Consider the following 12,255-nt stretch of genomic DNA (forward strand, 5'->3'; position numbering starts at 1 on the left):
CTAAACTTTTGGGTGCAGTCTACTATTGTTCGGCTTTTTTATTTGGGAAATTGAAAGAAGCTTCTGAGGTTTTCTGAATATTAGCACGATAATAGCAAAAACTTAACTAATCTACAGTTAGTTAGGTTTTTTTTTGTCTTTTTTTGTTTCATATTTGCGTGCCCTTAAATCACAAATTATTAACAAACCAACCACTTAATAATAATTTATGAAAAGAACTTTACTATTTTATTGCTTTTTAGGAAGCATTTTTTACGTTAACGGACAATCTTATTTTGGATTTCGGGATGATAATTATGCCGGAATTCAGGGAGCGTTGTTTAATCCGTCTTCTATTGTGGATTCAAAATACAAGGCCGATGTTACTGTTTTTTCGGTGAGCGCAACAGGTCAAAATGATTTGTATGGTGTTAATTTTGCCGAGGCATTAGGTGCCGGGTATGATTTTGAAACACAGGGGGGCAAAAATATTAAAACGAATAACAGAGGAAATTTTAATGTAGATATTTTAGGGCCTTCCTTTATGATGAATATTACGCCCAGGCATAGCATCGCTCTTTTTACACGTGTAAGGAGCATAACCAGCCTTGTTAATGTAAACGGTACCCTGATTGATGAACTTAATCAGGATACAGATGCATCGAACAGTTTTTCGATAACAGGAGGAAACCCTAATGGTGTCAGTAATTCCTGGGCAGAAATTGGAGCCGGGTATGGTACTATATTATTGGATGATGATAGACATTTTATAAAAGGCGGTATTACATTAAAATACCTAATGGCGGGAACAAACGGATATATCAACGGAAATAACCTGAGCGTTACTTTTAATAAAAATGATAGTGATCCGGCATTGAGTGAATATTACTCTACAGGAACATTAAGGACATCTGCAAGTTATGATTATGAAAATGGACAAGATCCGAAGTTTGATGCTTCATCAGCAGGCTTGGGTATTGATATAGGTTTTACCTATGAGTATCGTACCAATTGCCATACATGTGAAGGAAACAGATATAAATTTAAAACGGCAGTAGCTGTGACTGATATTGGCAGGCTTAACTATAAAAATGCTATCGAAAACACTTATGATCTAACCGGAAGCGTTACTCAGGATGATATTGATAATGCAGGGGATATTTTTGAGTTTTTTGATACAAATTACACAAAAACTTCTTCAGGAAAAGGGGTAAAAGCAAATTTGCCAACTGCTTTGCATACTAACTTTGACTGGAACATAAACAATAAATTTTACTTGAATTTAAGCGGTGATTTCGGATTGGTAAATGCAGAAAAAATAAATGCAACAGCAATTGCTAATTCGGTTACATTTACGCCGCGATATGAAATCAGACAATTTAGTTTTTATATTCCGGTGACCTGGATGGAATACAGTGGTACTCAAATAGGAACCGGTTTTAGGGTCGGTCCTTTATTTATTGGTTCCGGTTCTCTTGTTTCTAATTTATTTTCGAATAATTCTAAAGCTTGTAATCTTTACGTTGGTTTAAAACTTCCAATTTATCAAAATTATAATTAATAAACCAAAGACTGGACAATTCAATTTAAGTTCGGTTTTTTTATAATGCAAAAAAGCAAAGTTCACTCATGTAAACTTTGCTTTTTCTTCTAAAAAGGCTCTAGTTTTATAAAAAAAATAGAGATTTATAGTGAAAGTATTAACTGCTTAACCGTTTGTTTATAAAACGTATAAACGAGTTAGATACCTAAAAATACTCTTGTGAATTCAAAACATTTATATAGGTTTGAGTAAATGTGTACACCATTTTTTATTATTATTTCATTTAATTTTTCCATAATATTTTATTTAAAGTTTAACAATTACTCTTTTGATGATTCTTCGTGTGATGATTCCTGTGGTTTAGAAACTAAAGTAGTAACGGCCAGCTGTAATATCGATCCAAGGATGTTTTTAAATATTGAATCGGTTTTTCCTATTACCAGTTTTTTTGCCAGATAACCTATTCCTATGCTTATTGCAGACTGGGCAAGATTACTTTTAAAACCAACAGTTTCGTTGATTTCTTCAACCGTGTTTCGAATCAGGTTAAGAGGTTTTAAATTCTCTTTAATATCATCGATTTCATCTTTAATGGAACACCATTCCCTGTCTTGTTGCTCTTCTAAAAATTTAATTTTCTGATTTAATGAATCAATAGTGTAAACAGTTTCCATAACAGTCTCTTTTATTTATCAATTATTAAATCAGTTTTTAGAATCTTTTAAAATACTGGAAACAATCATGTTTCCAATTGGTGTTTTGATAAGCTTATGCTGTGTTTTATGCATAACAATAGCTACAATGAGATAAAATAATGCCACTATAAAAAAGCCATAATAATACTCACCGAGTACTTTTCCAAGCCATAAACTGATTCCGATATTCAGGAACAGGGTAAAAAATGCAACAACAGCTCCAACTGCTATTCTGGATGTTACTGTTGACAATGCGTCAGCAGAGGCTAATACTGTTTTGAGTTTAATTAATTCTAAACTCGTTTTGGTATAATTTTCTGCCTTTTCATACAGATTTAAGTCATCATTTGTTGTTGCATTTGATTCCATAATATAAGATTTTATGATTTGAAAAATTCACTTTTAATAGTTTGTTTTTACAGTTTTTGCTTCATCTTTCATAGAATTGAAGTCTTCTTTTACAGAATTGAATTTGGCTTTTCCTTCTTCAATAATGTCTTTACCGTTTGAAGTAATAGTACTTATGATACCATCTACTTTGCTTTTTAAATTATCTCCGTAATCTTTTGATTTATCTGAGATTTTTTTTCTTGTATTTGACCCTTTATCCGGTGCAAATAAAACTCCTAAAAAAGCTCCCGCCGCTGCGGCTCCTAAAATTCCTAAAACTGTTGTGCTAGTTTTCATAATATTTGATTTAATAGATTAATATAAATTATTTAATAATGCTGATTTTTAAATTTCACGACCTTTGATAAGTCTGAATAGTATTGCGATAATAGCAATTACTAATAATATGTGGATAATACTTCCTGCGCTATAAACAAAGAACCCAAGGGCCCAGAGAATAACTAAAATAACTGCAATTGTGTATAATAAATTTGACATGGTCTTTAAAAATTTATGGTTAATAATTAATTTGTTTAATTTAACTTATATGAAAGGTATAAGGACAGATTGCTGTTTTTTAGATCTGATGAATCATCTCCATCTTTTTCTATAGTTGTCAATCCGTAGTTATAACGTAATCCAACACTTAATGGGTTAAAATCTACTCCAATACCACCAGCTAATCCTGCATCAAACCTGTTAAAGTCATCAGTATTGTATTGATCTTCGAATTCGAAATCTCCATCACCTGTCGATTTAGCACTAACCATATAAGATGCGTAACCACCAGCATGTATATTGAAATTTTTAGTAATATTTACTCTTACCAACAAAGGAAGTTCAATATAATTTAATTTTAATTTTACATTTCCTTGAGCTAGGGCATTGTTATACTCTAATTTTGAACCTCTGGTAGTGAATAATAGCTCGGGTTGTATTGCAACAAAATCAGATACAGGCAATGTGGCATAAACGCCGGCATTAAAACCATATAAAATATTTTCGTCATCAGCATCGTCAGTATATAAATTAGACATGTTTAATCCTCCCTTTACACCAAATTCAGTATTTACATTATTGTCCTGAGCGTGCAGCATTCCAAATGAAGCTGTTAAGAAAAGTGTTAAGGCATATAAAATATTTGATCGCATTTTCATAGTTTTAAAATTTAGTTAATAATGATTGCAGGCTTTTAATTGATTTCTTTTTTAATTTTTTTGGCTTCTCTTAAAAATTCATATTGTTTTGGTAAATAATGAACAACCAGATTTAGTACTTCCATATCTTCAGTTTCCTTTGAAATAGATTCAAATAATTCTATTTGTTCAGATAAAGATTTTATGATTGAATTGATGTATGATTTATCAAAACTCACTTCACCTTTATCAACCAGTTCATATAAGTCTTCACGAGTAACCGTTGAATTTATTTCATTGATTATAATGAGTTTTTTTACAGCTATTTTATTAATCTCCTGCAGTAACAGATTTTGATTATTTTCTATTTTAATGCTAACATCTTTTATAGTGTTTTTTACACTTTTATGTTGTGCCAGCTGACTTTTTGAAATAATTAATTTTGTCACATTTGCAGTTGCTATAAAAAAATAAGCCTCAATTTCTTCACTGTTTTTTGTAAGAACGTATTTACTGTTTACCATTTCAAGACTTTCATTTTTTTTACAAGATGGAATAGCTATTATTAAAATCACTATACAAATTGCTTTTAAAAATGATGATTTTGATGGAGGCATTGTTTTAAAATTGTTACTTCATTATTACATTACAAAGATGCAAACCAACAGGAAGTTTTGCTTTACAGCATAAAAAAGAAACGTTATATAATTCCCATAATAGGGACTATATAACGTTTAATAAGGTCTTTTCAGAGAAATTATTCAGGAAGAAATACGAAATTATTCAGGAAGAAACACAGTAAATACAGAGCCATGGTTTGGCTTACTGTCGGCAGTAATGTGGCCTTTGTGGTTCTCAACAATTTTTTTACAAATCGCTAATCCTATTCCGGTTCCGGGATAATCAGTTTTCGAATGTAAACGCTGAAACAATACAAATATGTTATCCTTAAACTGTGGGTCAAATCCCATTCCGTTATCGGTGAAAGTAATTTTGTAAAATTTTTTAAAAGGCTGATCCAGTATTTCGGGATATTCATTAGATAAAATTTTGTCACATTTAATAGTAATCTGTGGTGCTATTCCAGGCTGACTGTATTTTAAAGAATTTCCAATAAGGTTGATAAAAAGCTGCTCAATCTGATAAGGAATTACTTTTAGTTTAGGTAATTTATCAATTTTAAAATTTCCATTCTTTTCATCAATTATTACAGCTAATTCTAATTTGGCATTTTCTATTAATTCATTCAGATCAGATTTAATGAATTCTTTCTTGGTCGTATTGGTTTTTGAAAATAATAATAAATCATCAATCAGTACACGCATTCTTTTGGCCGATGTTTCGATTTTTGAAATATAATCTTTTGCATTGTCAGAAAGAACGGCTTTGTCGGCATCGGAAATCCTTGAAATAAAAGTTTGGATTTTGCGAAGGGGCTCCTGTAAATCATGACTGGCAACATGATTAAATGAAGCTAGTTCCTGATTGCTTTTTTCAAGTTCATTATTCCGTTCCTTAAGTTTAATGTTTAATAGATGTTCGTCTGTAATATCAAAATTAATTCCCAATAAAATTTTACTGCCTTGTTTATCTATAAGTAATTTGCCTGTTGACTTAAAATAGCGGATTTCATTATTAGGCTGAATAATTTTATAATAGATAAAAGGGAGTTCCTGATTATTGATTATACCTTCCATCGATTCAGCAATTGCTTCTTTATCTTCCGGATGTACAAAGTCTAAAAAAGTATCTTTATCAGGTATAAATGCATTGGGTTGAAATCCCAGAAGACGGAACTGATTTTCAGAATAATCAATTTTATTAGTATCTAAATCCCATTGCCAGGTGCTGAATTTACCAATTGCTTCAGATTCGGCCATTAAGCCTGACGAAATTAAAAGCTTTTTATTATATACTTTCAGACGTTCTATATCTTTACTTATCTGTCTGTATGCTAATAAAATAAAACTCAATGCTGCCAGAAATAATGAAATTGAAAAAATAGGGCCAAGAGAAATTTCTTCGTCATATTTTTTTAAACTTTTATCTAAAAATGTTTTTTCGATATCATTCATTTCATCAACCTGAAAACGAATGTTCTCCATTAAGATACGACCGCCAAACATATGGTTGTCTAATTTTCTTTTATCGTAAGTTTTCGGGTCACTGTATTTTAAACAATTTTCAAAAGAAACATACCGCTGAATAATTAACTTGAATAATTTTTCGAGATTTTGTTTTTGCTTTTGATTGTCTGCAGTAAGTTTTTTTAAGGTAATAAAAGAGGTGTTTACCTTGTCGCGGGAAAAAAGGTATGGTGTAAGAAATCGGCTGTTTCGGGTAATCATATACCCACGCTGACCTGTTTCAGCATCTTTAATTGCTGACATTAACCGCTCAAGTTGTATGTTTATTTCATACGTATGCATTAATAGCTTACTGGATTCGTTTAAATCACGATTGTGTTTGTAGGCTATTGATGAAAGAAAAAGTAAAATGAAAATAGCTATTATAAAAATAACTCTCAAATAATTTGAAGAATTAAACTTAGGTATCCATTTCATTATTATTTCAATTATTTAAGGCTTAAGAGGAAGTTGTCACGATTTAATCCTGATGTATGATAATGCCAGTTTAGCGTTATAACTTCATTAATAATTTTTTTAAGTGCATTAAAATCACTTGGTTTTTTGATATAAATATTAGCTCCTTCAATAAAAGTGTCTTCAATATCTTCATCTGAAGATGATGTTGAATAAATTGCAATTATTATGTCTTTTAAATGTTCTGTTTTTTTTATTTCTATCAAACATTCTTTACCCGTTTTTTTAGGCATGTTTAAATCCAGAAACAAAATATCAGGCAATTTAGTATCAGGATTCATAAGATGTTCCATTAATTGTAAGCCATCGAAAACAAATTCGACTTTTGTTTGCACTTTTACTTCCTCAAAGGCATCTTTAAAAAAAAGTCTATCATCTTCGTCGTCATCAGCGAGTAAAATGTGTAATGCGTTTTTCTGCATTGAATATAGGTGTTTGGTTTTATTTTAAATTCTCTCTTCGCTTCTTAATAATTCTGAGAAATGCTGAAGGTGTTATTCCGGTTGTATTTTTAAACTGAGTACTTAAATGTGCAACACTCGAATAATTCAGTAAAAAAGCAATTTCGGTTAAACTCATTTCATTAACAATCATTAACTGCTTTGCTCTTTCTATTTTTTGAATAATAATGAAATTTTCAATAGAAGAATAGGTTACTTCAGAGAACACATTGGACAAGTAACCATAACTGTGATTTAATTTATCAGCTAAATATGCTGAACTTTTAAAATTGTTGTTATCATCAGTATAAACTAATTCTATTATTGCATCTTTTATTTTTTGAACTAAAACACTTTTTTGATTTTCTACAATTTCAAGACCTAAAGGGCTTAAATTATTTTTCAGGTCCTCTAATGCTTCGATGCCAAGATTTTCCTCAAGTTCAATTTCTCCAAATCCTATGGTAGAAAAATTTAAATTTTGTTCCTCCAGTTTTTGTTTCAGAAAAAGTGTACAAATTGTATTAATATCAAATTTTATAAATAACTTCATTTTGTAAAAATATGGTTAAAGATAATTAATTTATTTTTGGTTTTTTAATTTAAAGCAAGCTTTTGAAGAATGTAAATCTTTAAAGTTTGAAAATCAAAAAAATACCGCCTAATTTAAATTAGGCGGTATAACTGGTTTAATTTGAAAGAGTTTACAATTCCGACAAAATTTGATGCAATTCTTCTTTTGTTTTACCTAATTTTTGCTGAAGTTTTCCGTACATTTCGTCTTCTTTTCCTTCGGCAAACATCAAATCATCATCAGTCAATGTAGCATATTTTTGTTTCAATTTCCCTTTCAGCTCATTCCAGTTTCCTTTTATTTCGGTAGTATTCATAACTATAAAATTTAATTGTTTTGTGTTATGTAAAGTTCCGGTTTATTCGTCAGGTTATGTTATATATATATTACTTACTGTTGTATAATTCACATTATTTATGCCTTAATGTGTTAATAATATGTTTATTATCAAATTTAAAAAAGTGAGCAGTTTTTTATTTTACATAATTTATTAAAGATGTTACATCAATTCAATATTATGATAACACATTTGTAAATCAATTATTGTAGTTTTGCGCCCAATTTGAAACCCTAAACATAAATCTTAATGAAAAAAACATTTTTAATTTTATTATTCTTAATTTCTGGTTTAACAGTAAGTGCCCAATCTTATACAGGCTATTTTCATGATAATTATGCGGGGGTACAAAGTGTGCTTTTTAATCCGGCATCTATAGCTGATTCTCGTTTTAAAACTGATATTAATTTATTTTCTGTCAGTGGCTCTGTAGCGAATGACTTGTATGGTGTTCGATTTTTTGATATTTTAAAAAAAGATTATAATATTGACAGAGATGCCAAAATTACTCCGTCAAATGCAAATAATGGCCGTGCTAATTTTGATATTATGGGGCCATCATTCATGTTTAATATTGCTCCAAAACACACATTGGCAGTTTTTACAAGAGCAAGATCTATAACTAACCTAAGAGATATTAATGGAAACCTTATTGATCAGGTTAAAGATGGTTTAGATCAGGCGAGCAATTTTAACCTTAATGCAGGTAATGCAAAAGGAGCTTCGAATTCATGGGGAGAATTAGGTATTTCTTATGCCGCTGTTTTATACCAAAACAACCAGCATTTTTTAAAGGTAGGTTTAACAGCCAAATATCTGCAAGGTGGTGTAAACGGATATATTCAGGGAAAAGATGTTAACGTAACTTATGTTGAAAATAATATAAATCCTAAAGCCGGAGCTTTGATTTCTAATGGAGAAATTACCATTGGTGCAAGTCAGGATTTTGAAGCCAATGAAGATTATAAGTTTGATGCTAATTCAAGAGGATTTGGTTTTGATTTAGGGCTTGTTTACGAATGGAGACCTAATTATGCAGATTATGATTTAAATAATGCAAAACCTGCAGATAATAACTTTAGGGATTTAAATAAATATAAAGTGCGTTTTGGATTGTCTGTTACAGATATTGGATCGATAGATTATAAAAATAAAAAACAGGATACGTATAATGTAAATGGTGTCGTAACACAGCAAATGATTGATGATGCAGACAATTTGTATGATTTCCTAAATGAACATTATACTAAAACGTCAACTTCAAAAGGAGCAAAAACAAATTTGCCAACTGCGCTTCACGCTGATGTAGATTGGAATATGTACAAAAAATTCTATCTGAACCTGAATGGTGACATTAATATGGTTTCTACGAATAAACTTAACGCTTACGGGATTGCCGACAGGGTATCTTTGACACCTCGTTATGAAAGCAGATGGTTTAGTTTTTATGTACCAATGACATGGATGGAATATAGCGGAATGCAGGTAGGTTCAGGAATTAGACTGGGAGCTTTCTTTGTTGGTTCAGGGTCTGTGCTTAGTAATGTAGTTTCTAAAGAATCAAAAGGGGCTGACTTTCATGTTGGTATGAAGATTCCGGTTTATGAAAAGAAATTTAAAGATACTGACGGAGATGGTGTTATTGATAAAGAAGATGGTTGTAAAAAAGTAGCAGGACCAGTTGAAAACCATGGTTGTCCTTGGCTGGATACAGATGGAGATAAAGTTTTTGATAAAGATGATACATGTCCTGAAATTGCTGGTCCGGTAGAAAATAAAGGTTGTCCATGGAAAGATTCTGACGGGGATACTTTACTGGATAATGCTGATGCTTGTCCTACAGTTGCGGGTCCGATAGAAAATAAAGGATGCCCTTGGAAAGATACTGATAAAGATAGCGTTTTGGATAAAGACGATGCCTGCCCAGAAGTTGCCGGTTTAGTTGAAAACAGAGGATGCCCGAATTTGGATACTGACAAAGATGGCGTTCTGGATAAAGATGATGCTTGTCCTGCAATTGCCGGTCCTGCAGAAAATAAAGGCTGCCCGGTAGTTAGTAAAGCTGTATTGGAACAATTAAAAGTAGAAGCTAAATCTATTTTCTTTACATCTGGTAAGGCTGTTTTAAGCAATGCTAATAATGATGAAACTTCAACAAGATTAGATGCTATCAAAGAAATTTTGAAAAACTATCCAAATGCTAAATTTGCAATCAATGGACATACTGATAATGTAGGAAATGCTAAAGCGAACCAAAAATTATCAGAAGTAAGAGCAAAAGTTGTTATGGATGCCTTAATTGCAAAAGGAGTTAATCCTGCAAATTTAACTTCTCAGGGATTTGGAGCTACAAAACCGGTTAAGTCAAATAAAACAGCTGCAGGAAGAGCTGAGAACAGAAGAACCGAGATTGTATATTTAGGTAATTTTTAATCGCAATTGAATATAATATCAAAAAGCCATTCTTAATTGAGTGGCTTTTTTTATTTTTGCATACTTTCCAAAAAAACAAGATTTCTTTAAATTAGAAGAACTAAAAAAACAAGATGACAACACAACAGCTGCACGAACAAATTCTTCAGAAAAAATCATTTTTATGCGTTGGATTAGACCCTGATTTAACCAAGATTCCACCTCATTTATTAGAAACCGAAGATCCTATTTTCGAATTCAATAAAGCTATAATCGATGCAACACACGATTTGACTGTGGGATATAAACCAAATACTGCTTTTTTTGAAGCATATGGCATAAAAGGGTGGCTTTCGCTTCAAAAAACAATCAATTACATCAACGATAATTATCCTGATATATTTACTATTGCCGATGCAAAACGCGGAGATATCGGAAATACTTCGAGCATGTATGCAAAAGCTTTTTTCGAAGATTTGAATTTTGACAGCGTAACCGTTGCACCATACATGGGCAAAGATTCTGTTGAGCCTTTTCTGGCTTTCGAGAATAAACATACAATTATGCTGGCTTTGACGTCAAATGAAGGAGCTTTCGATTTTCAAACATTAACTACAAACGGAAAAGAATTATACAAACAAGTTTTAGAAACTTCTAAAACATGGAAAAACAGTGAGAATTTAATGTATGTTGTTGGCGCGACCAAAGCAGAATATTTTACAGAAATCAGAAAAATTGTTCCGGACAGTTTCTTGTTAGTTCCCGGAATTGGCGCTCAGGGCGGAAGTTTATCTGAAGTTTGTAAATATGGAATGAATGATAAAGTTGGTTTATTGGTAAATTCTGCCAGAGCAATTATTTATGCTTCAAAAGGAACGGATTTTGCTGAAAAGGCCAGGGAAGAAGCCTTGAAAGTACAACAGGAAATGGAGCAAATTTTAAATTCTAAGTTTCAGGTTTAAAATTGTTAGCCACGAATTTCACGAATTAACCCGAATTTATATTTCAATTTGTGAAAATTTGTGTAATTCGCGGTTAAAAAAATACAGTTAAATTACCACAATTCGAATAACTTGAAACAATAATAACTTGAAATTTGAAACCACTTTTAGATCAACTCGGTATTTCGCATTCTTTTGAAGAGTCTCCAAAACGTATTATTTCGTTGGTTCCTTCTCAAACCGAATTATTATATGATTTAGGTTTAGAAGAAAAAATCATCGGAATAACAAAGTTCTGCGTACATCCGTATCATTTAAAATCAACCAAGAAAGTTGTTGGCGGGACAAAAAAGATTCATTTTGAGAAAATAAAATTATTACAGCCGGATATTATCATTTGTAATAAAGAAGAGAATACACGGGAAATAGTGGAACAATTAAGTCAGATTTGCCCTGTTTGGGTTACAAATATCATTACAATTGAAGATAATTTTCAGATGATTTCAGATTTCGGTCAACTCTTTAATTGCCGGACTGAAGCCCAGAAATGGAACAATAAATTAACTTTCGCTTTAAGCGAGTTTAAAAAATATGTCCAGGATATACCAGTAAAAAAAGCAGCTTATTTTATTTGGAAGAATCCATATATGGTTGCAGGAAAGGATACTTATATCAATGAATTATTAAAACTGAATCATTTTCAGAATATCTACGAAGATAAAGGGCGTTATCCTGAAATTGAACTTAAAAAAATGCGTATCGAAGGTGATCCGGATTTGGTTTTACTTTCATCAGAGCCATATCCTTTTAAGGAAGAAGATGCTTTTGAAATTGGACGTTTTACACATCATGCCAAAACTATTTTTGTGGATGGAGAAATGTTCTCCTGGCATGGAAGCCGATTACTAAAGGCTTTTCCGTATTTTAAATTACTGCACGAAAGATTAGGAAATTAGTTTAAAGTTTTCTTTGTTTAAGGTTTCAAGTTTTTTGGATTGTATTTTTTTAATCGTAAAGTTTGCTAAGATTTTGCAAGGTTCGCAAAGGAATATATTTGCATTTTAGGTAAATTTTGTGCGGTTAATATTTATGCTCAAAGTCAAACAACTTGAAACCTGAAACAAAGAAAACCTGAAACAAAATTTGCACAAAAAGAATGCCGGCATCTGGAAGACGCCGGCATCATTTAACTAACCAAAACCAAA

14 protein-coding genes are annotated in these 12,255 nt (G+C 31.4%); 4 read left to right on the plus strand and 10 right to left on the minus strand.

All coding sequences use genetic code 11. The features are described 5' to 3' along the window. Nucleotides 1–208: 208 nt before the first annotated feature. Nucleotides 209–1,540, plus strand: a complete 1,332-nt coding sequence (locus PMI10_RS20680) for a DUF5723 family protein (protein WP_007811473.1) — start codon at nucleotides 209–211, stop codon at nucleotides 1,538–1,540. A gap of 302 nt (nucleotides 1,541–1,842) precedes the next feature. On the opposite strand, the gene PMI10_RS20685 is transcribed toward PMI10_RS20680, so the two are convergent. The 10 genes from PMI10_RS20685 to PMI10_RS20725 form a co-directional block, all read right to left on the minus strand. Continuing rightward, entirely contained in the window at nucleotides 1,843–2,196 is a 354-nt protein-coding gene (locus PMI10_RS20685; protein WP_007811475.1) for a hypothetical protein, read from the minus strand. Between the two features lie 30 nt (nucleotides 2,197–2,226). Then, nucleotides 2,227–2,586, minus strand: coding sequence for a hypothetical protein (locus tag PMI10_RS20690; protein ID WP_007811477.1), 360 nt, complete (start codon nucleotides 2,584–2,586; stop codon nucleotides 2,227–2,229). Nucleotides 2,587–2,619: 33 nt separating this feature from the next. Beyond that, the gene (locus tag PMI10_RS20695) at nucleotides 2,620–2,904 is read right to left on the minus strand and encodes a YtxH domain-containing protein (protein WP_007811478.1); all 285 of its coding nucleotides are present in this window, start codon (nucleotides 2,902–2,904) and stop codon (nucleotides 2,620–2,622) included. A 48-nt stretch (nucleotides 2,905–2,952) separates the two neighbouring features. Then, nucleotides 2,953–3,105 carry a lmo0937 family membrane protein gene (locus PMI10_RS22150; protein ID WP_007811479.1) on the minus strand — a complete coding sequence of 51 codons (153 nt, stop codon included), beginning with the start codon at nucleotides 3,103–3,105 and terminating at the stop codon, nucleotides 2,953–2,955. A gap of 35 nt (nucleotides 3,106–3,140) precedes the next feature. After that, complete coding sequence (locus PMI10_RS20700; RefSeq protein WP_007811480.1) at nucleotides 3,141–3,758, minus strand: porin family protein; 618 nt, start codon at nucleotides 3,756–3,758, stop codon at nucleotides 3,141–3,143. A gap of 41 nt (nucleotides 3,759–3,799) precedes the next feature. Further along, nucleotides 3,800–4,360 (minus strand): DUF4142 domain-containing protein, encoded by a 561-nt coding sequence (locus PMI10_RS20705; RefSeq protein ID WP_007811481.1) that lies wholly within the window; start codon nucleotides 4,358–4,360, stop codon nucleotides 3,800–3,802. Nucleotides 4,361–4,522: 162 nt separating this feature from the next. Next, the gene (locus PMI10_RS20710; RefSeq protein ID WP_007811482.1) at nucleotides 4,523–6,307 is read right to left on the minus strand and encodes a sensor histidine kinase; all 1,785 of its coding nucleotides are present in this window, start codon (nucleotides 6,305–6,307) and stop codon (nucleotides 4,523–4,525) included. An 11-nt stretch (nucleotides 6,308–6,318) separates the two neighbouring features. Beyond that, nucleotides 6,319–6,768: a response regulator gene (locus PMI10_RS20715; RefSeq protein ID WP_007811483.1), complete on the minus strand. Its 450-nt coding sequence runs from the start codon at nucleotides 6,766–6,768 to the stop codon at nucleotides 6,319–6,321. Nucleotides 6,769–6,787: 19 nt separating this feature from the next. Continuing rightward, on the minus strand, nucleotides 6,788–7,339 hold the full coding sequence (locus PMI10_RS20720; RefSeq protein WP_007811485.1) for a helix-turn-helix domain-containing protein: 552 nt from the start codon (nucleotides 7,337–7,339) through the stop codon (nucleotides 6,788–6,790). A gap of 151 nt (nucleotides 7,340–7,490) precedes the next feature. Beyond that, the gene (locus tag PMI10_RS20725; RefSeq protein ID WP_007811487.1) at nucleotides 7,491–7,676 is read right to left on the minus strand and encodes a CsbD family protein; all 186 of its coding nucleotides are present in this window, start codon (nucleotides 7,674–7,676) and stop codon (nucleotides 7,491–7,493) included. A gap of 270 nt (nucleotides 7,677–7,946) precedes the next feature. Between PMI10_RS20725 and PMI10_RS20730 the strand changes: the two genes are divergently transcribed. From PMI10_RS20730 to PMI10_RS20740, 3 genes are all read left to right on the plus strand, one after another. Continuing rightward, nucleotides 7,947–10,130: a DUF5723 family protein gene (locus tag PMI10_RS20730; protein ID WP_007811489.1), complete on the plus strand. Its 2,184-nt coding sequence runs from the start codon at nucleotides 7,947–7,949 to the stop codon at nucleotides 10,128–10,130. A 113-nt stretch (nucleotides 10,131–10,243) separates the two neighbouring features. Next, entirely contained in the window at nucleotides 10,244–11,071 is an 828-nt protein-coding gene (gene pyrF / locus PMI10_RS20735; protein ID WP_007811491.1) for an orotidine-5'-phosphate decarboxylase, read from the plus strand. 134 nt (nucleotides 11,072–11,205) lie between these two features. Beyond that, nucleotides 11,206–12,006, plus strand: a complete 801-nt coding sequence (locus PMI10_RS20740) for an ABC transporter substrate-binding protein (RefSeq protein WP_007811494.1) — start codon at nucleotides 11,206–11,208, stop codon at nucleotides 12,004–12,006. Nucleotides 12,007–12,255 lie beyond the last annotated feature (249 nt).

The organism is Flavobacterium sp. CF136 (assembly GCF_000282055.1).
Lineage (GTDB): Bacteria > Bacteroidota > Bacteroidia > Flavobacteriales > Flavobacteriaceae > Flavobacterium.